This is a genomic window from Pseudogracilibacillus sp. SO30301A (assembly GCF_037072025.1).
Lineage (GTDB): Bacteria > Bacillota > Bacilli > Bacillales > Amphibacillaceae > Pseudogracilibacillus.
Window position 1 is genome coordinate 113014 of the sequence record NZ_JAXHDD010000002.1, and the last position, 23127, is coordinate 136140.

Consider the following 23127-nt stretch of genomic DNA (forward strand, 5'->3'; position numbering starts at 1 on the left):
ATTACACGTCCTCACTAATACTAAGGATGATTGTTACAACCACTCCCAAGACTGCCAGTGCTACACCAGTCTCAAAAATAGTTACGGTTGTTAGTTCAGTTGTGCCAAAAAAAGGGAGTTCAAAATAAGCGAAAGACTGTGTTAAGAACGGCTGACCGAACAGAGTAGCACCAAATCCTGTTAATAGTACAATTGCAGCCCCCGTTGCAGCAACGAGTTTAAAGTCGACAGGAATTCCTTGTTTTATTGTTTCAATATTAAAGGCTAGAAAGAGAAGGACAAGACTCGATGCGAGTACTAGCCCACCAATAAATCCACCACCAGGTGCGTTGTGTCCTGAGAAAAAAAGATAGAGGGCTAAAGTTAAAATAATGAAGACTACGACTCTTGTTACAGTCTGTAAAATAACTTCATTAATCTTCAATTTTACTTGCCCCTTTCGTTTGCTTAAATTTAATCATCGTATAAACGCCGATTCCTGCAATGAATAATACGATAACTTCTAACATCGTATCAAATGCTCGGAAATCTCCTAGTATCGTATTAACTATATTATTTCCACCAGCTAGTTCATCTGCATGTTCATAAAATGTAGAAATTGAATCGAATAATCTTCCACTATTAACGCTTAATGCAATTAAAGTAAATATTGTCCCTACACTTATTGAAATAATGATATTTACCCAATTAATCCGTCTCGGTACCTTTTCCCACTCAGGTAAAAAGTAATAACAAAGTAAAAATAACGCAGTCGTTACTGTTTCTACTACTAGTTGTGTTAAGGCTAAATCAGGCGCCTTGAATATGACAAAAAACATTGCAATCGCAAACCCTATATACCCATTAAAGACAATGGCGGTTAAACGTGATTGCGCAAAAATAATCGACATACCGGCAATTGCAATTGTCCCCGCAAGTATCCAACTGAACGGGCCAACAGATTGATCATTTTGAGTTGTAAATGAAAAAGCATCTAAGAAATATAATGACCCACCTAGCAAGACCATAAACACAAGAAAAATATACGCCATATAATGACGCAAATATCCGGTCATATATCGATTCGTTATTTCTTTAGCAAACCAATCACCAAACTCTAATGAGCGGTTATAAATGGTATCAAAAGAAAGCATTTGCGGGAACAGAATGTAAATTTTTTTAAAATAGGAACGTAACAGAAAGATGGTGACCCCTGCTAGAACGACACCAATCGTCATCATTAGTTCCTTGCTAAATCCATGCCATAATGTAATCGTACCAAAAGGTTCCAAATTTGCGGTTGCAAAAACACTATATACAGCTGGTTTTAATATATAATCACTTAACATGTTAGGGAAGAAGAAAATAAGGATTACTAATAAACCTAACGTTATTGGCGGTAACAACATCCCAAATGGAGGTTCCTTAGGATTTGCGGTTGGATGCTCTTTGTATGTACCAAAGAAAGTTTGAAAAACGATCATCATACTATAGACAAATGTAAATATACTTGCAATCCAAGCAATTACAGGAAAGAGTGTTGCAACACTTTCAACAGAGAAAATGTTAAATTCTTTTAAACTCAACATTGCCGTAAAGAACATTTCTTTACTTAGAAATCCATTAAATGGTGGTAAACCAGCCATAGAGAAGCTACCAATTAATGCAATCGTAAAAGTAATCGGCATAAAAGCGATTAGCCCGCCCAGTCTTCGTAAATCACGTGTACCAATTTGATAGTCAATAATTCCAACGATCATGAATAAAGCACCTTTAAATGTAGAATGGTTTACTAGGTGAAATAATGCTGCAAATATTGCTTGTGTATATAGAATTGTATTCGTATCTACATGAATATTAGGATGAAAGGATAAAGATCCAATCCCAAATAAAGTTATGATAAATCCAAGTTGACTCACCGTAGAGTATGCAAGCAATGCCTTTAAATCAGTTTGGCGAATGGCAGTAAGTGATGCCCAAAATAATGTAAATAATCCGACGGAAGTAACGGCCCAAAACCAAAATTCCACACCACCAAATACTGGAGTAAATCGAGCAATGATGTAGATACCGGCTTTAACCATAGTTGCCGAATGTAAATAGGCACTTATTGGCGTAGGAGCTTCCATTGCATCTGGTAACCAGGTATGAAAAGGAAATTGAGCTGATTTTGTAAAAGCTCCAAGCAAAATTAAACTGATAATTGGTAAAAGAAGCGGATGACTTTTTATCATGGCACTAGAATCAATGATTTCTCTAATACTAAATGTTCCAGTTACAACATAAAGCATTAGAAAACCTGCTAACATAGCGAATCCACCAAGAACAGTTATCATTAACGCTTTTCTAGCACCATATCGAGAGCCTTTACGCTGATACCAATATGCGATTAATAAAAAGGATGAAATACTGGTTAATTCCCAAAAAACATAGAGCATCATTAAGTGGTCTGAAAACACAACTCCAAGCATGCTTCCCATAAAAAGTAGTAAGTAAATATAAAAAGAAATAAGTGATTGATCGGTGGATAAATAATAAATGGAATATAAAACAACAAGTGTACCGATTCCCGTGATTAATAACCCAAAGATCATGTTTAGACCATCTAGGTATGTAAGAAAATTAATATTATATGAAGGAATCCAGTTAAATTGATTTGTAAACGTTTGTCCGTTTGCAATGGCAGGGATATGTTGGAATATAAGGAAAAATAGTAGACCCGGAATAAGGAGAACCAACCAACCGATGTGAAACTGTCGAAAGTTTCTTAAGAAAATTATAATAAACATAGCTGCCAGAAATGGAAGAATAATCGCTATATTTATTGTAAGCAATTTTTTTCCTCCTTAGTTTGTAGATTTTTAATTTTGTAAAGTATAGTTATTTTTCAAGTTTCCCGTTAATTATATACTATTAAAAATTGTAACGCACGTAAAACATCCAAGTATTTTTAGTTTAGTTTATTGAATTTTAGATTTTCAAGTTCGCTATTTTTAATAAAAGAGGATGCTCAAAAAATGAGTTATTTTTTGCAACATTTTCACAAACTTTAGATAAGAATAATAACCATAGAAAAAAGTTGAAACTTAACGTATAATGGATAGGTAAATTTAGAAATAAAGAATAATGGTTAGAGAGGGTGGCATCTAATGGGAAAAATTAAAAGCCGTATGGATGAAAGAATTTTGGTTTGTGTTTATTATGGTCCAAATGGTGAGCGGCTAATCAGGCGCGGTTACGAGCTATCCCAATTATCAAATAGCCCCTTTTATGTATTAACAGTAGATCAGCTTTCTTCAGATGAATTTGACGCAGAAAAAGCTAGCTATATAGAACAGTGGCATGATCTTGCTGAGGAGTTGGGCGCAGAGAAATTTATATTAAAAGATAGTGAAACACGCCCAATAGTGAAGGTAATAAAGGAAGTAGCCTATAAATATAATATTACCCAAGTGATTATTGGAGAGAAGCCACAAAATAGATGGGAAGAAATAACGAAGGGTTCTTTCGTAAATGCGTTGTTGAGAGAATTAGTATTTGTTGATGTCCATGTAGTATCTGTAGACAGAGCGCTAAAAGTAAATGATGAGGCTATGTATGAAAAAGGAATACGAGGATATTTGAAAAAAGATGAAGCGGGCTTTGTCCTTTCTTTTACAAAGTCAAAGCATAATTTGTTTGCAGGTGTCTTTTATAAAGAAATTGGCACAGACTTTAATAATGGTATATTTAAATATGTCTGTGGCGGAAAAAGTCACCAAGTGAGAGTAACAGAAGATCACGTGGTGGACGAAATAAAAGAAACGCCTAATATTAATATAAATGAAAAACCAAGTGAATAAAACCCACTTGGTTTTTTAATCTTACATTTAAAGCGTGATGGTTAATATGTTAAAATGGATTTGGAGCGTCTAGCTTCGGATGAAGATGCGTTCCCATTACTTTATATTCAAGCTTTTGAATGGTTTAACGAGGGTATTATTCCTGCTATACAGTTAGAAAAGATGGCGAATAGTATACCGTCAGATATATTAGATGAACTGGAAGGAGAAAAAGAATTCCACGCAGCTGGAATTATACGTCTCAGAAAAAAATACCCGAAAATTTATAAGCATTTTAACGAGGATTGGGATGAGCTCTTGGAAGAATTAACAGAAGGATTTAACCGGGAGATGAAAAGAGAACTCCGAAGAATAAGGTAGGTGACACTTTTTCATCCTATCAATTATCGAATGCGTGCCTTTATGAAAACATCTTTCGTTTGGTCTTGGGAATAACACAATTTTGAATATCAATTAAGGGGAGTGGGAGACAGCTACGATTGGGCGACAATCTTTTTCACCCATTAATGATTAACTGTCATTATGATAGTTGAAGAGGATCAAATTCATCCAGCTGGTTCCCGGGATGCCTGAGAAAAATCACAATGAAATTTATAAAATACCGGGGTAAAAAATCCACACGACATTTTCGAAAAAAGGTAGTAGTGACCAAATAAAACCTAGAAATCTCAATATGACGGGATTTCTAGGTCTTCTAATCGAAAGTTTGGCTAGCCATAGTTTAGTTGTTGATCAGCCTCAACTAATACCTCTTTAATACTTTTATCTTGAATAACAAGGTCTGCATACATATCATAATCAGTCGGTTCTCGGTTAATGATTATTAATTTTGCCCCATTTTCTTTTGCGACTAGTGGAAACATATTTGCCGGAGATACAGATAAGGAAGATCCAAGTACGATAAATAAATCGGCTTGGGTTGCTTCACGTTCAGCTTTTTCAAATGTGTCTTGAGGTAAGTTTTCCCCAAAAAGTACAATGCCGGGTCGTATGGTTCCCCCACATTCACATGCTGTTTTCCCGTCTAGATAATCAGTTCTTTCATATTCTTTTTTACAGCTATGACAATGAAATTTACGGAACGATCCATGTAATTCCATGACATTTGAATTACCGGCATCATGATGAAATGCATCCACGTTTTGGGTGATGATGCCTTTAATTTTCCCCAACTTTTCCCAATCTGCTAAAACAAGATGCCCTTCATGCGGTTTATATTTCGTTATTTCTGATAAACGATAGCGGTAAAAGTTGGTGAATTCTTCTGTATTGTGAATGAGGGCATGTACGTTTGCAAGTTCATTCGGGTTAAACTTTTTCCATAGGCCTCGATCTTTTGATCTGAAATCAGGTAAGCCACTTTCCGTTGACATTCCTGCACCAGTAAAAACAATTGTGTAAGTTGAATCTTGTAGAAGTTGAACAAGTTTATCCAATAATATCCTTCCTTTCTTAATTGACCCTAAGTGATTACCATCAATCGCTTTTATATTCCTCAAAACCCAAGATTGCTTGCAGTACATTTAAGATTTTTTTCTTCTCTTTTTTTGTAAGTAACTGTTGTTTGAATGAAGTGTCAATATTTAAACGTAACAATGTGTATAAATCAATTGGATCTTGATATAAGTCGCTGAAGTTCTCTTTAACTAAGTAATTGTTGATAAAATCTGTATTTTTTAACTCTTCATTATTTAAAGAATGAGGTTTCTCCCCTAAGTTATCGTTCTTCTTTAAGTGCTTATATTCATGGCATAGCTCTATTATTTCTAACAAGGTTAATGGCTTTTTTCCATAACTGTTTTTATCTTTAATGCTATATAGGGGATAAGGCTGTGATGCCTGGTTGTTGTAATCAAAATTCTCATTGCTCCTATTATCTTTTTCATTTATCTGTGTTAAAAAATCTTTTGTAATGTAACCTGCTTTATACATTAAAAGCGTATAATCGGCATTCAATCCATTAGCTAATTTTTTTACTATTTCGGGAGATGGGTTTTTATTTGCACCAGTTTCTAGTTGGGATAAATATCCTTGAGAGATGCCAGATCGTTCAGCTAACTTCCTAGAAGAAAGATTATTTTCCAACCTTAATCTTTTAATATAGGAACCGAAAGTCATATATTCACCTACTGTATTGTCATTTTAAGAGTAGTTTACCTTATCTTTATCGATCTATCAATATTTCAATCAAAGTGATTGATAAATGAATCATTATATATTATGATTGGTATATCAATCAATTATTTTGGAAGTGAGGTGTACAAGTTGTATTTAAATAGACAATCCATTTTTTGTTTTGAATCCGTTTACATTAAAAGGAGAGGTGATCATATTGAGAGAAGTAAAAGAATATGCTTTTGATTTAGAAGCGAATATCAATGAAGTTTCTAGTTACATTGAAGTGATTAGCGGTGGATTATTGATCTTTGATGAGCTCCTTCAGGATATGGAGAAATCTCCAGAAATGGCTTCTAAACTGGTGAATCAGGGAGTTATTCAAGTGAAGCTTTTAGCAATTTTTATGCTTTTCAGGAATAGTATTGAAAAAATGAAAAAAGCGAATAATAATGCATACAGTAATGTCGAACCAATCTTTAAATATTTTGTGAAGTCACATAATCAAATAAATTAAAAATGTAGAGGCTGGGACATAACGAAAACGCTATATTTCCTAAGTGGTTTATTTACATCTACTATAATATCTAGTTTATCCTTGATTTAAATAATTTTGTCCCAGCCTCCAATATACGTAGTGAAAAGTCTTTAGGTTGTACTTCTTAAATTACACCTTGTTCAATCATCGTATCGGCAACTTTTGTAAACCCGGCAATATTTGCACCAACGACTAAGTTACCAGGTTGATCATATTTTCGTGCTGCTCTTGTACAATTACGATAAATATTCTTCATAATATGTTGTAGTTCTTCATCAACTTGTTCAAAAGTCCAGCTTAATCGTGCACTGTTTTGTGCCATTTCCAGAGAAGAACATGCGACTCCGCCTGCGTTTACTGCCTGAGCGGGACCAAATAGAACTCCGTTATCTATGAAGGCGTCAATCGCTTCAATCGTACAAGGCATATTTGCTCCTTCTGCAACAACTTTCACACCGTTAGTTATGAGCATGTTTGCAGCGTCTCCGTCAATTTCATTTTGTGTAGCACAAGGCAAAGCAATATCACATGGGACAGACCAAATTTTAGAACAATCATCAAAATATTCTGCTTCAGGATGGGATTTAATATATTCTTTAATCCGAGCTCCTTCTGAAAATTTGATCCGTTTGATTGTCTGTAAACTTAATCCATTTTTATCGTAAACATAACCATTAGAATCACTACATGCTACAACTTTTGCTCCTAATTTAATAGCTTTTTCCATTGCGTATATAGCCACATTACCGGATCCTGAAGTAATTACTGTCATGTTTTTCATGTTCATTCGGCGGTCTTTTAACATTTCATCTACAAAATAAATCGTTCCGTACCCTGTTGCTTCTGTTCGCCCTAGACTACCACCATAATTTAGCCCTTTACCTGTTAAGACACCGGCATGATAAGCCCCTTGTAGACGCTTATATTGACCAAACATATAACCGACCTCACGTCTTCCAACACCTATGTCACCAGCGGGAACATCTGTATCTGGCCCAATATGCTTGTAAAGCTCTGTCATAAAGCTTTGACAAAAACGCATAATTTCATTATCGGATTTTCCTTTAGGATCAAAATCAGCTCCACCTTTTCCTCCGCCGATTGCTTGGCCTGTTAAGGAGTTTTTAAAGATCTGTGTTAATGCTAAAAATTTCATAACACTTAAATTAACAGTTGGATGAAAACGAATTCCACCTTTGTAAGGTCCAATTGCACTGTTAAATTGCACGCGATAGCCTCGATTAACTTGAACATTACCATCATCATCAATCCAAGGAACACGGAATATAATTACTCTTTCAGGTTCGATAAGACGCTCTAAAATGTTATAATCTTTGTATGTGCGATTTTTCACAAAGACGGGTACAAGAGAATCAAAAAGTATTTTTGTTGCTTGTAAAAATTCCTTTTCATGAGGGTCACGAGCTTTTACTTTTTCGTAAACATGATTCATATAGTCAATAACAGCTTGTTCCTCTTTCGTTGAATTTTCTTTTGTGCTTAACAATATGTTCGCCTCCTTTTCTAGCTGATATAATTCCTTTTACAATCTATTATTAAACAAAAGGAGTTAGCTTATAAGTTTTTACATAAGTATCCATATTTATATTGTAACAGAAGATAATCAATCTAAACAATATTAATTATAGATATAACTAATGCTTTTATGCGATAATAGTATTGGAGGTGATTGTTTTGGAGTTAAGACAGATCAAATATTTTATGGAAGTTGCGAAAAGAGAACATGTTACAGAGGCTGCAAATAAACTTCATGTAGCTCAATCAGCAGTTAGTAGACAAATATTTAATTTAGAAGAAGAGCTTGGGGTCGATCTGTTTATACGTGAAGGAAGAACAGTTCGCCTTACCAGAATTGGAAAAATTTTTCTAGAACATATGGAACGAGCCGTTAATGTGATTGATGACGCGAAGCAGGTTGTTGAAGAATATATTGATCCTCATAAAGGAACGATACACATCGGATTTTCTGCAAGTTTAGCATCTTATATCCTTCCAACCGCTATTTATCATTTTAGAAAAGAATACCCTGATGTAAAGTTTGAGCTTTATCAAGATTCTTACAATGAATTAATCGAGGGCGTTGTCAAAGGTGATATAAATATTGCAATCGTCGGTCCACTGCCTAATGACAAAGAAAAGATTCATAGCAGTGTACTGTTTACCGAAGATATAGTTGCTTTAATTCCTTCAAATCATCCACTCGCTAACAGATCTTCACTCAAGTTAATCGAATTAAGAGATGAATCGTTTGTATTATTTCCTGAAGGGTTTGTTTTAAGAGAAGTTATTATGGAAGGTTGTATTCAAAGAGGTTTTCGTCCAAAAGTTTCTTTTGAAGGAAAAGATATTGATTCTATAAAAGGTTTGGTATCAGCGGGTCTTGGGGTAACATTAATACCAGAAGTAACTATTGTCGATTGTTTGCCTCGAGCAACGGTAAAAATCCCTGTTATTGAACCAAGTTTAAAACGTTCAGTTGGAGCAATCATACCTAAAGAAAGAGAATTATTACCAACGGAAAAGTTATTTTATGAGTTTATTAAAGAGTTTTTTACGAGACTAGAATTGTATCAAAATTAGTTGCTATAGAAATTGATTTATGCTAGTATATTCAATATATAGTTATAAAATTAAAATTTAATACAATATATAGTTAAAAAGGTGACACATTCGTGTTTAAAAGGGAATCCAGTGTGAAACTGGAACTGCCCCCGCAACTGTAAATGTGTCGAATAAGAAGTGCCACTATACCATTTTATATGTTTGTAAAAGGTATGGGAAGGATCTTATTCGAATACGCATGAGTCAGGAGACCTGCCTTTCTTAACTTAAGTTTCATTTCTCCGGGGTGAGGGATAGGGAAGCGGCACGAAAGTTATTATGGATTATTTTTTTCGTTTAAATCCTTTTGTCTCTTTATGCCGTTCATCCTTTATCTCGGGTGAACGGTTTTTTATTTGAAAAAGGAGGAAAATAGGATGGCTGTGATGAGCAAAGAAGTAAATCTTTCTAAATTGATTGAAGATGCGCAGGAAGGTTTACAATTACGAATTGAGGAATATAAAGAAAAGACATCCAGACAAATTAATGAGAGTTCTAGTTTTGAGGAAATAACGGATCTATTAATAAAAAATGCGTTAGAAAATATCGATGAGGCAAATCCCGAATGGACTTTCTTTGCTAGCCGAATATACTTACAACAACTTTATCAAAAAGCGGCCAATAACCGTAAAAACACCGTTGAAGAAAAATACGGTGATTTCTATCAGCTTATTAAATTATTAACGGATAAAGGAATCTATACAACTGCACTACTAGAAAAATATACAAAAGAAGAGATCGATTATTTTAATAAACATATTGATCCGGCAAAAGATAATTTATTTCACTATCTAGCAATTTATACTTTCGCTACACGCTATTTAGCAACAGATCATGATAAAAATATATACGAGCTTCCTCAGGAACGCTGGATGATTATTGCGATGCACCTGATGCAAGATGAAGAAAAATCAGCGCGAAAGCAACTAGTTCTAGAGGCATATTGGGCATTAAGTAATTTATATATGACCGTTGCCACTCCAACAATGAATAATGCTGGTAAAACACACGGTCAATTATCAAGTTGTTTTATAGATACGGTCGATGATAGTTTACAGTCAATTTATGATGTGAACACAGATGTTGCTCAGTTATCGAAAAACGGTGGCGGAATTGGTGTATATATGGGGAAAGTTCGAGCTCGTGGCAGTAGCATTAAAGGGTTTAAAGGAATGTCAAGTGGGGTTGTTCCATGGATTAGACAACTTAACAATACTGCCGTTAGTGTAGACCAGTTAGGAACCCGAAAAGGAGCGATTGCGATTTACCTTGATGTCTGGCATGCAGATATCGAATCTTTCCTAGATTTGAAATTAAATAACGGTGATGAACGGATGCGGGCTCATGATATTTTTCCTGGTGTTTGTTTACCGGATTATTTTATGGAACAAGTTGAAAAAAGAGGCGATTGGTATTTGTTAGACCCACATGAAGTAAAACAAGTGATGGGTTATGCGTTAGAAGATTTCTATGATGAAGAAAAAGGTGCCGGCTCCTGGCGTGAAAAATATGAAGAGTGTATACGAAATGAGCAATTAACGAAAAGAAAAGTCCCTGCAATTGAAATAATGAAGCGAATTATGGTTTCCCAGCTTGAAACAGGAACACCATTTATGTTTTACCGTGATGAAGTGAATCGTCGAAATAACAATAATCATGCAGGAATTATTTATTGTTCTAATTTATGTACAGAAATCACACAAAATCAGTCACCGACACAGTTTTTAGAAGAATATATAGAAAATGAAGATGTGATCGTGAAAAAATATAAGACTGGTGATTATGTCGTTTGTAATCTAAGCTCAATTAATCTTGGACGTGCTGTACCAAATAATGCTTTGGAAAGACTGATTCCAATCCAAGTAAGAATGCTAGATAACGTTATTGATATAAATACATTGCCTATTAAACAGGCAGAGTTAACCAACCAGAAATATAGAGCCGTTAACTTACCAGCGGCCTAGTGGAGTAATCCGCTAAGGAAAACCTTGCTAAACGGGGAAACTCTTTCTATTAAAGTGCGTGTTCTTCAAAAAGGAGGATAAAAAGGACCAAGAAGTTCGAGGCGGCGCAGCTCCCGTCAGCGAAGTGTATGATTTAGATACATCAGCGGCGGGCGGAGAAACAAGCATTCGTGCGAAATTCGCAGTGTCATTTTTACCAGACTTTTTGAACATCCTCTTAAAGACAATCCCGTGCTAAAATTCTCTTGCTGCTTTACTATTACGGTAGAAGAGGTGATTAATATCCATATTCAATCAATCTATCGTATTTTAAACGTAATTACAGGAAAGTCTTATATCAGAAAAAACAACCAATATAAGCAATAAGAGAATAAATGCCTAACGACTATCCCATAGTGGCCGTGAAATTCGGCATCAGGAGTAGGGCCAAGTGGTGGGTGAAAACCCCTTAAATCGAAACGCAAGGAATCCATATGTTAAATGGATTATGATATAGTCTCAACTTCTATGGTGACATAGAGATGCCTTTTATAGGCTGGTGGGAAGTAGCGAATCCCATTGAAGAAATATGTGGTTTAGGTACGTTTGGTTGGCATCATTTACTAGCATTAAAAGGTATCGAATGGGAATCGGAAGAAGCACTAGCATTCACAGATGAGTTGTATGAAAAAATTGCCTATCTAACGATAAAGGCAAGTATGGAATTAAGTAAAGAAAAGGGTAATTATCCAATGTTTCCAGGAAGTAAGTGGGCGACAGGCGCCTATTTTGCTGAACGAAATTATACGGATCAAAAATGGCAAGACTTGCAAGAAGCTGTACAAGAAAATGGAATTCGTAATGGCTATTTAATGGCGGTGGCGCCGAATTCTTCAACAGCGATGATTGCCGGCTCAACAGCAAGTATCGATCCGGTTTTCCAAGTGTTCTATTATGAAGAAAAGAAAGACTTTAAAATTCCAGTTACAGCACCAGAATTAGATCATAAGACATACAATATTTATCGCAGATCCGCCTATATTGTTGATCAAAGATGGTCGGTGAAACAAAATGCGGTTAGACAAAAACATATTGATCAAAGTATTTCATTTAATATGTATGTTCCAAATACGATCCGGGCTTCTGTTCTTCTAGATCTGCATTTACAAGCTTGGAGAGAGGGATTGAAAACATCGTATTATGTTCGTTCAACAGCAAATGATGTCGAAGAATGTGAGTGGTGTCATTCATGAGATGTTTAGTCGCTTATTTGTCCTATAGTGGAAATACGGAAGAAATTGCACAATGGATTGAAGCCCATTTAAAGCATATAGGTGCAAAAGTTGATATGCATGAAATCGGAATTGATTTACCGATACAGGATATCTCACAATACGACTATATTTTTCTAGGTACGTTTACATGGGATATGGGAAGCACTCCAGATGAAATGAAAGATTTTGTGCTGGAAATCGGCTATAAGCCAAAAAATATTGCTGTATTCGGGTCAGGTGACACTCAGTTTGGAGGAGATGCGCTTTTTTGTAAAGCCGTCGACAAACTAGTTACATTTTACAACAGTAAATGGGATGGCCTAAAGATTGAGCAATCACCGAGAGGACACCAAGAAAAACATATCAAAAATTGGCTAGAGAGGGTGTTGGCAGATGTCAAAGCTGCTTGAGCGTGCGAAGACGTTAGAGCCGCGATTTCCAAATAAGTCAACAGGAATTTTTGGAGGAAAATCGAGTGGAATTTTAAATTGGAATGATATTGCTTATCCACATTGGTATAAAATGTATAAGCGTTTAGTAGGAAACTACTGGCAAGCAGACGAAATAAACATGGCGAGTGATGTGAAGCAATTTCCGACATTAACGGAAGAAGAGCAAGATGCTTATTTAAAGATTATTGGGTTACTGTCTACTCTGGATGCACCACAAACAAGGACAGCATTATTATTTTCACTATATGCTACTGATCCATCCGTGCAATCAATTATGGCAGTAATTGCACAACAAGAAGCGGTTCACAATGAGTCTTACTCGTATGTATTATCGTCTGTTGTGTCGCTTGCTGAGCAAAATGAATCTTTTGAGTTGGGTAGGAAAGATCCTGTGTTGTTAAAACGAAATGAAGCAATCATGCATCATTATAATACGTTCGCCAGTGAGCCGACTATCGAAAATATTTTAAAAACAATGGTGTATACAGTTTTGCTTGAAGGAATGTTTTTCTATTCTGGATTTGCTTTCTTCTATAACTTGGCAAGGAATAATAAAATGGTTGGAACTTCAACGATGGTAAGCTACATTAATCGTGATGAATTAGAGCATGGTAGGTTCATTTCTGAAATGTTCCGTGCGACACTTGCTGAAAATCCTGAATATAACCATGAAAGCTTTTTAGAATGGGTATATGAAAGTTTCCGAAATTCAGTAGACCTCGAGATTGAATGGTCGACATATGTGTTGGAAAATGTAGATGGAATTGACCTGGAAGAAATGAGCGGGTATATTAAATATCGTGCCAATAAAATGCTCAGAATGATGGGATTAAGTGAAATATACGAAGAGCATGTAGAAAATCCAATGAAATGGATCCGCGCTTATGTGGATAATTTTGATGGCACGAAGACGGACTTTTTCGAACAAAAATCAAGGGCATATACGAAAACAAGTGATTTAAACGGATTTGACGATCTCTAAAAATGGGGGAACCAACTTGATGTTGTTGGTCCCCTTTTAATGATTGTAATCACTGAATCCCAGCTGTGCGCTGAATTATAGACCGACCCCGCTGAATCTCGGCAGTGCGCTGAATAATCGTTCAGATCGCTGAATTATAGACCGACCCCGCTGAATCCCGGTAGATCGCTGAATAATTTTGTAATTCGCTGAAGTAAACCCCGCTGAATCTCATGCGGTTTGCGCTGAATAATCGGTCAGACCGCTGAATTATAGACCGAACCCGCTGAATCCCGGTAGATCGCTGAATAATTATGTAATTCGCCGAATAATTGAAAATCCCGCTGAATCTCATGTGGTTTGCGCTGAATAATCGGTCAAATCGCTGAATTATAGACCGAACCCACTGAATTCCGTCAGTGCGCTGAATAATTTTGTAATCCGCTGAAGTAAACCCCGCTGAATCTCATGCGGTTTGCGCTGAATAATCGGTCAAATAGCTGAATTGTTGGGCGAAACCGCTGAATTCCGTCAGTGCGCTGAATAACTTTGTAATTCGCTGAATAATTGAAAATCCTGCTGAATCTCATGTGGTTTGTGCTGAATAATCGGTCAGATCGCTGAATTATAGACCGAACCCGCTGAATCCCGGTAGATCGCTGAATAATTTTGTAATCCGCTGAATAATAGTAAACCCCGCTGAATCTCATGCGGTTTGCGCTGAATAATCGGTCAAATCGCTGAATTGTTGGGCGAAACCGCTGAATCCCGGCAGTGCGCTGAATAATTTTGTAATTCGCCGAATAATTGAAAATCCCGCTGAATCTCATGCAGATTGCGCTGAAAAATCGGTCAGATCGCTGAATTGTTGGGCGAAACCGCTGAATTCCGTCAGTGCGCTGAATAATTGACCGAAACCGTTGAATCGCAATACCTCACCAAAAAATTATTGTGCTTTTACTTGTTTAATTGTTTCGCCGTCGGACTTCTTCCTTCTAAATATCCGCTTCATTCCATTTCCAATATCCTCAAATAGTAGGTAAATAGCAGGTATTAAGATTAATGTTATAAAGGTTGAAAATAGTAATCCTGAAATAATGACTACGGCAAGTGGCGATTGATAATCGCTGGACGTTCCTGTTGCTAAAGCAAGTGGCAACATTCCGCCGACTGTCGTTAATGTTGTCATAAAAATTGGTCTAATTCGTTCTTTTCCAGCGTTGACCAATGCTTCATTTACATCTAAACCGTTATTTCGGAGCTGCCTCACCCGATCAATTAGTAGAATTCCATTATTTAACACGATTCCAACGAGCATGATTACTCCAATTCCTGACATTATATTCAATTCTTTTTGAGAAATGAATAGTCCAATTAGTACTCCTGTAATAGAGAGTGGAATAATAAATAAAATGATAATTGGATGTTTTAAACTATTAAATTGAATGGCCATGACAACAAAGACAAGAAATAGTGATATTGCAAAGATGATTACTAAATCTTGGGCAGCTTTTTGTTGTTCTTCTAAATCCCCAGTAACCGAAACAGCGTATCCTTGGTCTATTTCTAGGTCTTGCATTATTTTATTTATTTCCCTGTTCATTGCTCCTAAATCGTGCCCTTCACTATCGGCAGTGATGCTAATATATCTTTCTCCATTTGAGCGATCAATTTGTAACTGGGAAGAAGCCTCTTTTAAAGAAATATAATTAGAAAGTTTCTTTTCCCCGTCTACAGTCATTATCTTGTTATCCAATAGTTCCTGTTTCTCATGAATGTTCCGATCATTTTTTACTAAAATAGGTACCGAATTCCCGTCGATAACCATTTCCCCGATTGGTGTATCAGCAAACATATGCGAAATATTCATGTATAGGTAAGGAGCAGTAATATTATCATCGTTCATATTTTTTTCATTTAATTCAATTAAAAATTCATCAGCACTTTCACCAGTTTGTACTGTCACGGATTTGATGTGATCCAGTTTTTCTAACTCCTCTGCCACATCTTTTGCAATAGCTTGTAAAGTTGTAAAGTTATCGCCGCTAACCCTCAGTCCAATTGGAGGGTTTATCGTACCTTCCATAGAAGTACCAACACTTTTGATTGGAAACTCAGCTTCAAGCGCCCTAAACCTTTCTAAGATTTGATCATTAATTTCATGTTGCTCCATCGTTTTTTCTTCTTCTGGCGTCATATTGATAAGTGCGACAAAAACACCTGCATTATCTAATATGACATTATTATCTACATCCGGTATTTCTTCTAAAAGTTCGTTCATTTGTAAAGCAATTTCAGCACGGTCATCTGTAGAAACACCAGGTTCAAGTTCAACAATTACTTCTGCATAACGATTTAAGATATCCGGCATTACTGTCATCGGTATTTTAGCAAGTAACAGGAAGGAACTGAAAAATAAAACGATGAAAAGACTAATCACGCCAATACGTCGACGTTTTTTCTTTGTCAGCCACTTAATTGTACTACCATATTTACCAATTAAATTAAGTTTCCCAACTTTTTTTGGCCTTGCTTTTAAAAAGTTTTCCGATAACACTGGAATTAATGTAAATGCGACAACAACTGAGCTAATAAGTGTAACAGCAATAACAACTGTGAGCACAATCATCATTTTACCAATCTCATCATCTAGTAAAACAATTGGTATAAAGACGACAATTGTTGTGAGCATAGAGGATATTACAGCACCTACAACTTCTTTTGTACCAGAAATAACCGCTTCAACATTCGAATATCCTTCTTCCTTTTTCTTGAAAATAGACTCCAATACAACAATGGAGGCATCGACCAACATCCCAATTCCTAACCCAAGTCCGACTAAACTTAATAAATTAAAGCTGTAATCAAGAAAGGTCATCGTTATAACGGCAAGCAATACGGAAGCAGGAATGGATAGTCCAATAATAAAGGTTGCTCGGAAACTGCGTAAGAATAATAATAAAACGATGATTGCAATGATTCCACCAATCAAAATATTACTCGTTACACCATCAATAGCGCTCGTAACATAATCAGCTTGTGCAGCAATTTCGTCCATTTGAAGATGATTATCATGTTCTTGTTCAATTTTTTCTACTTCCGCACGTACAGCTTCTGCCATGTCAATTTGGGTAAAGTCATTTGATCTACCAATTTGTAGAAGTAAAAACTCTGGATCCCCATTTTTCCAAGCAACATTCGTTTGCTCACTTATTTCTTCTTTGACAGTAGCAAAATCGGATAACTTTTTCATTCCTTCATTCGTCTGAATTGGAATGGCTTTCATGTCATTTATATTGCTAAATGTCGTATTCCAACGAAGGGTGGGATCCCCTTTTTCATTTTTAAGGCTTCCAATTGAAGCATTTGTGTTTGTCTGTTCAATGGTAGAAATAATATCCTCTTGTGTGATCTCATAGGTCTCCAATTGTTTTGGTTCCAGCGTAATGGTAATTTCCTTTTCCTCTAATCCAGAGATAGCAACTTCATTTACTTCTTTCAGTGCTTCCAATCTTGGCTTCACTACATCTAATGCAAATTCAGACATTTCTTGTAAAGTTCCCCCAGATATATCCATAAATAATTCATATTGCCCATCGGTGGAGGCTTGCATGACAGTAACATTTTTCACTCCGTGCAATTCATTTGTTAACCCATTTATTTCATTTTCTATTTCTTTTGTTACGTCATTGCTATTATCATTCTCAAGCTCAACGATGAAAAAAGTGTCATTTGTAGAAGTCGTAGATTCATAGCTATCCACGCCTTTTGTGCTTTCCAATATATGTTCAACTGGAATCGTAACAAATTGCTCAACATCTTCCGCAGGCATTTCTTCTGTCTCAATAACAATTAATGTTTGATTAAATGTTACTGATGGAAAAAGTTCCTTATCTAGGTTAGTGACTCCGTAAAAACCTAAACCAAAAATAAATGTAATAAATAATCCAACAATGATCTTTCTTTTTAACAAGAAACGCAACACTTTTATACACCCCATTTTTAAAATCACCTTACTTGGTTGATTAGTTATGTAATTAACCATATACCCATTAACAGATAAAGTCAATACCTTTTCCATTTGTTTGAATTATCATAGCAATTTATTGATGAAGTCAGAAGCGGCTAAAGGTTTAAACAGGATACGACTTAAGGCTTATAGTCATTTGAATATTTGGAAAATTTCATTTAATGGGAAGTAATATTATGGTAAACTATTGTTAAGAAAGTAACCGAAAAGGGGTGGAATACAATGATTACTTTTAAAAATGTTAGGTGGATCACACTGTATGCAATTATTTTACTCGTTTTAATTTTTGTTTTAAGTGCAATTAATGTTCAATTAGAGGAGCATGCGAAAATTACATTTCAAATGTATCCACATATCATTTCCATAACAATTATTTATCCCCTTATTGGAGTATTATTTGGGACAGCTCACATTTTGAAGGAGCAAAAAAAGCAAGGAAATTGGAAGTTAAACTTGGGGAAGATGTTAATAATCGGAATTCCAACATTTTATCTTGCTTACTATACATTTATAATTTTCTCTTTCGATGCTCCCCTCCACTTTTTAGCAATACCTGGCGCATTTTTCACTAAAGTAATCCTGTCATATCATACAATGCATCTCTTTCAAATTTTGCTCGGGTATACAATTATAACGAGTTTTTATAAGGAGGAGGAAAGGATACTTGAATAGCCTTTAAAATAAATTAACCCGCACGAGAAATTAACGTGCGGGTTAAAAATTATCCATAAATTCATTTTAAGTTCCAATAAATAACACTATCCTAATACATTTTAAGATTTTCTTTACGTATTATAAAGGAGTCATTGACTGGTTGTTTTTTTGCGCATCGTCCTGATACCGAGCAAAATTAGTAGGAGACAGATAGCGCCAAGTATGATAAACATGACAGCCAATGATGCGCCTACTCCTTGCATAACCGTGTCCTGAAAAGTTAAAACAGGTGGTGCTCCATATTCAGCCGGCATAAGGAGGAATCGCGCTACGGAAAGGTATCCAAGATGAAAACCAATTGCAGCCCACAGACTACCTGTCCAGACACGGATGAGCGCTAACGCAATCCCAAAAAAGAAATGTAGGATCAGCTGTGAGGGAAGCGCAGCGATACTTGAGGGTGGAGATATCCCAACAACCACCAGTAAAAGAGAAATACTGGCGGAAAAGCCGATAAATATAAGCGCCTGGATCAAAACAGACAGCCAAACGGATAGACGTTGACGCAGTACATCATAGATGAGCCCACGCATGGCAAGTTCCTCCGGTAATGCTTCATAAAAAAGGGCAATGAGCATATTGAGAAGTAAGGCGTCGACCCAGGAGAAAGGTGCGTGCCATTGTTCTATAGTAATCAAACCGAGCATGTTAAAGCTGAATAGGCTAGCGGTGGCCAGTAGAACCACAAGAAGGAATCCCGTAAAAAAATGAGGCAAACGGTTTAACGTATAAGCTGGTTCCACTTTGCCAATCTGCTTGTGCATCCGTTGATATAAATAAAGAATGAATGGAACCACAATGATACTCATTACAACAGCCTGAATTAGCTTTTGTCCGTTTCCTATTATGGCAAACTGAGTCTCCGCCACCGTACCAGCCACCACAGCTAAAAATAGGCCGAGTGTCACTGTCGCCCAACCACCTAGTAAAAATAATCCCCATTTTTTCATGATATCACTCTCCTTTTTTCTTTTACAGATTTTCTGAACGAGAATGCCCATGCAGGTGGTAGACCGACTTAAGACAGGCGATGATAGTGAGGTCAGACAAGGTGTAGCTACTGCTATCTTAGTTATCTGAAAATATGCTATACTTAATTTATAGACAAGCAAAGGTCTCTAAATCATACTCGTTCATTGAAAACTGGATATTGTATAAGGTTCGGTTGCCTAATCATGCTATCGGTAAAACAATATGTGTCATCAAGCAAAAGGCGCTAAAACATATAGAACGAAAAGCTGTACACTATGGTAACAGTAGTGTAGCCATACCTGCTATATGCACTGGATATGGAGGGGGAATGGGATATCCCAATCTTGAGTCCTGTCAAAACAGAAATGGACTAAAGAACGCTTAGTCATTTTAGAATCCCACTGGCGATAGCCAGCTTGCCCGGTTAACGGGTGGGAGTCTCAACCTATCATCTTTGTAACATCCTTGTAATGAACCCTAAATTTTCTTCATCAGCGATAAAGAAATCAAAGCCATATAAAGAGGCTACACCGAGAACAATTGTCCAACTAAGCAAACTCGCTGTCATTAGATATAATGTTTTCGTCTTCTTGGCCCCAAAGCCAATTGCAAGTAAAACAGATAAATGTGATCCAACAAAAAATGGTCCAATAAAGGCAAGTCCCGGTAGACCGTATTTATCCCAAAGAGACTTGGCACGTTTATGTCGCTTCGAATCTGTTTGTTCTTCCTTTTTTCTTTTTCGACGCCACTCTCTAATTTTATCCAAGAAAACAATGAGCAAGACAATCGTTAATAGATTACCTAAAAATGCGATAATCATCGTTGGTATTGCTGGAACCCCACCTATAATGGCTACCGGTATAATTAGTGCAATTTCAAAAAATGGGATAGCTGCTAGTACAAATATAATGCAGTATGTGACAAGCATTTTTATTTCCTCCTTATAATCCGTTTTCTAGTTAAAAGTCGTTCTTGTTAGTAATAGAGTAATTATCTCTTCCAACTCCATTGCTGAACTGTTCATTGGCTTCATGTTATGTGCTGCAAAATATGTTTCTGTCGCTGTAGCGTCATTTGAAATTAATTCATTCCCAGATCGTGAAATTTCTCCAGGAACAGGCGAACCTTTTAATGTATCAGAAAACCAATATTTCCGGTAGTTTTCAGTTAAAACGTCTTTTTCAATTGTTTGTATTTGTGTTCCACTTCTAAGCAGCATAATATAATCAGCTAATTTTTTAATATCTTCAGCTTGGTGGCTAGCTAAAATGATGGCTCGCTCCTCATCCTCCATGTATTCCGTCAGCATATCGATAATTAAATTTTTTGATGGGATATCCATGAATGAAGTCGGTTCATCTAAGATTAAAAGTTTTGTATTCCTCGGGATCGTTAACGCAAGCGTTAATTTTTGCTGAACGCCTTGAGATAGATTTATAAATTTTTTATTAAGCGGTACATTTAGCTGATCGATTAATTGGATAAAAAACTTTTGATCCCAATTTGGATACCAGCGAGAAATCAGTTTGTTTAAATCATTGCCTGTAAATGCATCAAAGCCAATCGTTGTTTGTGGCTGATAGGCGATCTGTTTTTTCCAATCTTCATTCTCTCCATTGACTAGCTCCCCGAACGCTTTAATCGTTCCAGAATCTGCATTGACAAGATTCATAACCATCTTCAGTAAGGTACTCTTTCCCGAGCCGTTATCGCCAACTAATGCCGTAACTGTCCCAGGTTCAATGTTTAAATTAATCGGGCCAAGCGTAAAATTATCAATTTCTTTTTGAATATTTTCAATCTCAATGTACTTTTCCAAATTTATTCTCTCCTTTCACTTTCATGTAAAATTGTTAGAAAAAGCTCCTTTATTTGCGAATGAGTATAGTCATAGTTACGTGCAGTTTCAATAGCGTGTTGAAACACATCGTAAACGGCGGATTGTTTTGTGGCATTTTTAAGTGATTGATCGAGTTCTGCGACAAACGTTCCCTTACCTTGAATTGTTTTAATAAATCCGTCATTTTCTAAGTTTTGATATGCTCTTCTCGTCGTAATGACACTCACCTCTAATTCTTTTGATAGGACACGGATAGAAGGTAGAGCAACTCCAGCCGATAAATGTCCACCAGCAATTAATGCTTTTAACTGTTGTTCAATTTGATGATAGATCGGCTCTCGTGAATCTTTAGACAATTGAATTGGTAGTTTCACTTCTCCCGCCTCCTTTATAAATAGTCTGTTTTTCTCATTCTGTTACGCATGATTTTCATCCAAAAGTTCCAACCGATAATCGAAAAAATCAATGAAATAATCATTGAAATGAATGGATAGTTACTGGCCATGTCAATCGTCCATGTGATGAGTCCATTTTTATACCATTTATAAAATACGAACAAATAAAGGAGAAATAAACCAAATCCAATAAAGCATCCATAAAAGATATTCCATCCTAAATTGGAACCAACTTCAAAAGCGGGTGTAACACAGCCGATATAAATCCCGAAACAAAACCAGATAAATGCGAAAGCGATATATGCATGTAACGTCATGAACGATTGAAAGGTCGGATAAAGAAGAATCAGCAACAGACCATTTGATAAAAGCAAGAGAACGAAATAAGTGATAAACCGATATTTAACAATCACTTCTTGTTTCATTGCTAATTTGTTTAAAGCAGTTAGAAAAGGTGCTGCATACCGAATACTTCTAAATTTTTGCAATTGAAAGTCCTTTGGCCTGGCAAGTTGTGAGAGAAATCCACTAAATGTTAGGGTAAAGAAAAAGTCTAGTCCCATCGTTGCCTGTTCAAAATAATGCGGACTAATGGACGTGATCAATAAAAAAACGAGTAAAAACCCAAGCGCTAATAATGGGAGTTGCTTCAATGAATGTTTTAGTTCAAACTTCGCAAGCCAAAATGCTTCTTTCCATTCAGTCATTGGTTCTCCTCCTTACATGTAATCTAGCTTTTTCATCTTTTTTTTCATGTAATATGGCCAAAATTTCCATCCAATCACGATGAAAACAATGGAGACGAAAGTAGCTAGTAATGGCCATTTTTCTGCAAGCGTTGCCGTCCACAAGACAATTCCTCCACCAATAACGAGATGAAAATAATAAAAAGGAATTACTACTACGATAATCACGAAAAGTGAACTAATAATCATGCTTATTGCTGTAACATAATTTCCAGCATCGCCTGCCGGAGTTATCATTCCAAACGCAAAGGTAACAGCAACCCATATGAAGCAAAAAGCAATATAAGAAAGTAAGTTCATTTTACTTAATTCACTATCCAAAAGATAAAACAAGGAAAAGAGTACGACTAAAAATGGCCCAAGATAAGCAGTGTATGTGATTAAACGGCTCTTTACTAAAATGTTTTTAGAAATTGGCAGCTGTAATTGCATCGGTATGGTAGGTGAGAACCAAAGTTTGTCAGAACCTTGTTGATATTTAAAAGCTTTGTTTCTCAGCCAAAAAGGACCGGAAGAAACTAGTATAAGGAAAATGATATCATGATAAGGATCTGGGCTATTCATGTTGTTATATAGGATTAAAACAATAAAGGTCGCTACCGAGAAAATAATCCAGCCTAGTAGTAAATTTACAAGTGATTTTTTTAATTCGACTTTTGCAAGCCAATATGCGTCTTTCCACTCTGTCATGCTACAAACCT

At 36.1% G+C, this 23127-nt stretch carries 19 protein-coding genes, 2 pseudogenes and 1 riboswitch; of the genes and pseudogenes, 9 read left to right on the forward strand and 12 right to left on the reverse strand.

Annotation, left to right across the window (positions count from 1 at the left end; genetic code table 11):
- Position 1: 1 nt before the first annotated feature.
- Together SPD89_RS02330 and SPD89_RS02335 are read right to left on the reverse strand one after the other, a co-directional pair.
- Positions 2-424, reverse strand: a complete 423-nt coding sequence (locus SPD89_RS02330; protein WP_336260347.1) for a Na(+)/H(+) antiporter subunit B — start codon at positions 422-424, stop codon at positions 2-4.
- Positions 414-2813, reverse strand: coding sequence for a Na+/H+ antiporter subunit A (locus SPD89_RS02335; protein WP_336260348.1), 2400 nt, complete (start codon positions 2811-2813; stop codon positions 414-416). Before SPD89_RS02335 ends, SPD89_RS02330 begins: the two co-directional genes overlap by 11 nt.
- Before the next feature lie 315 nt (positions 2814-3128).
- Between SPD89_RS02335 and SPD89_RS02340 the strand changes: the two genes are divergently transcribed.
- Together SPD89_RS02340 and SPD89_RS02345 are read left to right on the forward strand one after the other, a co-directional pair.
- Positions 3129-3821, forward strand: a complete 693-nt coding sequence (locus tag SPD89_RS02340; protein WP_336260349.1) for a histidine kinase — start codon at positions 3129-3131, stop codon at positions 3819-3821.
- 54 nt (positions 3822-3875) lie between these two features.
- Positions 3876-4181, forward strand: coding sequence for a hypothetical protein (locus SPD89_RS02345; RefSeq protein ID WP_336260350.1), 306 nt, complete (start codon positions 3876-3878; stop codon positions 4179-4181).
- 350 nt (positions 4182-4531) lie between these two features.
- Here SPD89_RS02345 and SPD89_RS02350 read toward each other — a convergent pair whose 3' ends face one another.
- Together SPD89_RS02350 and SPD89_RS02355 are read right to left on the reverse strand one after the other, a co-directional pair.
- Positions 4532-5263, reverse strand: a complete 732-nt coding sequence (locus SPD89_RS02350; protein ID WP_442961026.1) for an NAD-dependent deacylase — start codon at positions 5261-5263, stop codon at positions 4532-4534.
- Positions 5264-5297: 34 nt separating this feature from the next.
- Positions 5298-5939 carry a helix-turn-helix domain-containing protein gene (locus SPD89_RS02355; RefSeq protein ID WP_336260352.1) on the reverse strand — a complete coding sequence of 214 codons (642 nt, stop codon included), beginning with the start codon at positions 5937-5939 and terminating at the stop codon, positions 5298-5300.
- A 214-nt stretch (positions 5940-6153) separates the two neighbouring features.
- On the opposite strand from SPD89_RS02355, the gene SPD89_RS02360 reads away from it, so the two are divergent.
- Positions 6154-6453: a hypothetical protein gene (locus tag SPD89_RS02360; RefSeq protein ID WP_336260353.1), complete on the forward strand. Its 300-nt coding sequence runs from the start codon at positions 6154-6156 to the stop codon at positions 6451-6453.
- Positions 6454-6598: 145 nt separating this feature from the next.
- Here SPD89_RS02360 and gdhA read toward each other — a convergent pair whose 3' ends face one another.
- Positions 6599-7927, reverse strand: a complete 1329-nt coding sequence (gdhA, locus tag SPD89_RS02365; RefSeq protein ID WP_336260426.1) for an NADP-specific glutamate dehydrogenase — start codon at positions 7925-7927, stop codon at positions 6599-6601.
- 242 nt (positions 7928-8169) lie between these two features.
- On the opposite strand from gdhA, the gene SPD89_RS02370 reads away from it, so the two are divergent.
- The 5 genes and pseudogenes from SPD89_RS02370 (at position 8170) to SPD89_RS02390 (ending at position 13747) form a co-directional block, all read left to right on the forward strand.
- Entirely contained in the window at positions 8170-9075 is a 906-nt protein-coding gene (locus SPD89_RS02370; RefSeq protein ID WP_336260354.1) for a LysR family transcriptional regulator, read from the forward strand.
- 63 nt (positions 9076-9138) lie between these two features.
- Positions 9139-9331, forward strand: a riboswitch (cobalamin riboswitch).
- A gap of 142 nt (positions 9332-9473) precedes the next feature.
- Positions 9474-11048, forward strand: a pseudogene (locus tag SPD89_RS02375) (ribonucleoside-diphosphate reductase subunit alpha); the annotation flags it as partial.
- A gap of 581 nt (positions 11049-11629) precedes the next feature.
- Positions 11630-12292, forward strand: a pseudogene (locus tag SPD89_RS02380) (ribonucleoside-diphosphate reductase subunit alpha); the annotation flags it as partial.
- Positions 12289-12723 (forward strand): flavodoxin, encoded by a 435-nt coding sequence (locus SPD89_RS02385; RefSeq protein WP_336260355.1) that lies wholly within the window; start codon positions 12289-12291, stop codon positions 12721-12723. The pseudogene SPD89_RS02380 and the gene SPD89_RS02385, both read left to right, overlap by 4 nt.
- A complete protein-coding gene (locus tag SPD89_RS02390) occupies positions 12707-13747 on the forward strand; it encodes a ribonucleotide-diphosphate reductase subunit beta (RefSeq protein WP_336260356.1) in 1041 nt (346 codons plus the stop codon). Before SPD89_RS02385 ends, SPD89_RS02390 begins: the two co-directional genes overlap by 17 nt.
- Before the next feature lie 925 nt (positions 13748-14672).
- Here SPD89_RS02390 and SPD89_RS02395 read toward each other — a convergent pair.
- Positions 14673-17726, reverse strand: coding sequence for an efflux RND transporter permease subunit (locus tag SPD89_RS02395; protein ID WP_336260357.1), 3054 nt, complete (start codon positions 17724-17726; stop codon positions 14673-14675).
- Positions 17727-17978: 252 nt separating this feature from the next.
- Between SPD89_RS02395 and SPD89_RS02400 the strand changes: the two genes are divergently transcribed.
- The gene (locus SPD89_RS02400; RefSeq protein ID WP_336260358.1) at positions 17979-18428 is read left to right on the forward strand and encodes a hypothetical protein; all 450 of its coding nucleotides are present in this window, start codon (positions 17979-17981) and stop codon (positions 18426-18428) included.
- 131 nt (positions 18429-18559) lie between these two features.
- On the opposite strand, the gene SPD89_RS02405 is transcribed toward SPD89_RS02400, so the two are convergent.
- From SPD89_RS02405 to SPD89_RS02430, 6 genes are all read right to left on the reverse strand, one after another.
- On the reverse strand, positions 18560-19420 hold the full coding sequence (locus SPD89_RS02405; protein WP_336260359.1) for a CPBP family intramembrane glutamic endopeptidase: 861 nt from the start codon (positions 19418-19420) through the stop codon (positions 18560-18562).
- Positions 19421-19890: 470 nt separating this feature from the next.
- Complete coding sequence (locus tag SPD89_RS02410; RefSeq protein ID WP_336260360.1) at positions 19891-20373, reverse strand: small multi-drug export protein; 483 nt, start codon at positions 20371-20373, stop codon at positions 19891-19893.
- A gap of 27 nt (positions 20374-20400) precedes the next feature.
- The gene (locus tag SPD89_RS02415) at positions 20401-21264 is read right to left on the reverse strand and encodes an ABC transporter ATP-binding protein (RefSeq protein WP_336260361.1); all 864 of its coding nucleotides are present in this window, start codon (positions 21262-21264) and stop codon (positions 20401-20403) included.
- A gap of 2 nt (positions 21265-21266) precedes the next feature.
- Positions 21267-21659 carry a GntR family transcriptional regulator gene (locus SPD89_RS02420; protein ID WP_336260362.1) on the reverse strand — a complete coding sequence of 131 codons (393 nt, stop codon included), beginning with the start codon at positions 21657-21659 and terminating at the stop codon, positions 21267-21269.
- A 14-nt stretch (positions 21660-21673) separates the two neighbouring features.
- Positions 21674-22387: a hypothetical protein gene (locus SPD89_RS02425; protein WP_336260363.1), complete on the reverse strand. Its 714-nt coding sequence runs from the start codon at positions 22385-22387 to the stop codon at positions 21674-21676.
- 12 nt (positions 22388-22399) lie between these two features.
- Positions 22400-23116: a hypothetical protein gene (locus tag SPD89_RS02430; RefSeq protein WP_336260364.1), complete on the reverse strand. Its 717-nt coding sequence runs from the start codon at positions 23114-23116 to the stop codon at positions 22400-22402.
- Positions 23117-23127 lie beyond the last annotated feature (11 nt).

Excerpts from the sequence above, each read along its gene's own strand:
- SPD89_RS02340 (WP_336260349.1), top strand. The coding sequence starts at position 3,129 with ATGGGAAAAATTAAAAGCCGTATGGATGAAAGAATTTTGGTTTGTGTT.
- SPD89_RS02345 (WP_336260350.1), top strand. The coding sequence starts at position 3,876 with ATGGATTTGGAGCGTCTAGCTTCGGATGAAGATGCGTTCCCATTACTT.
- SPD89_RS02355 (WP_336260352.1), bottom strand. The coding sequence starts at position 5,939 with ATGACTTTCGGTTCCTATATTAAAAGATTAAGGTTGGAAAATAATCTT.
- gdhA (WP_336260426.1), bottom strand. The coding sequence starts at position 7,927 with ATGAATCATGTTTACGAAAAAGTAAAAGCTCGTGACCCTCATGAAAAG.
- SPD89_RS02385 (WP_336260355.1), top strand. The coding sequence starts at position 12,289 with ATGAGATGTTTAGTCGCTTATTTGTCCTATAGTGGAAATACGGAAGAA.
- SPD89_RS02390 (WP_336260356.1), top strand. The coding sequence starts at position 12,707 with ATGTCAAAGCTGCTTGAGCGTGCGAAGACGTTAGAGCCGCGATTTCCA.
- SPD89_RS02395 (WP_336260357.1), bottom strand. The coding sequence starts at position 17,726 with ATGGGGTGTATAAAAGTGTTGCGTTTCTTGTTAAAAAGAAAGATCATT.
- SPD89_RS02400 (WP_336260358.1), top strand. The coding sequence starts at position 17,979 with ATGATTACTTTTAAAAATGTTAGGTGGATCACACTGTATGCAATTATT.
- SPD89_RS02405 (WP_336260359.1), bottom strand. The coding sequence starts at position 19,420 with ATGAAAAAATGGGGATTATTTTTACTAGGTGGTTGGGCGACAGTGACA.
- SPD89_RS02410 (WP_336260360.1), bottom strand. The coding sequence starts at position 20,373 with ATGCTTGTCACATACTGCATTATATTTGTACTAGCAGCTATCCCATTT.
- SPD89_RS02425 (WP_336260363.1), bottom strand. The coding sequence starts at position 22,387 with ATGACTGAATGGAAAGAAGCATTTTGGCTTGCGAAGTTTGAACTAAAA.
- SPD89_RS02430 (WP_336260364.1), bottom strand. The coding sequence starts at position 23,116 with ATGACAGAGTGGAAAGACGCATATTGGCTTGCAAAAGTCGAATTAAAA.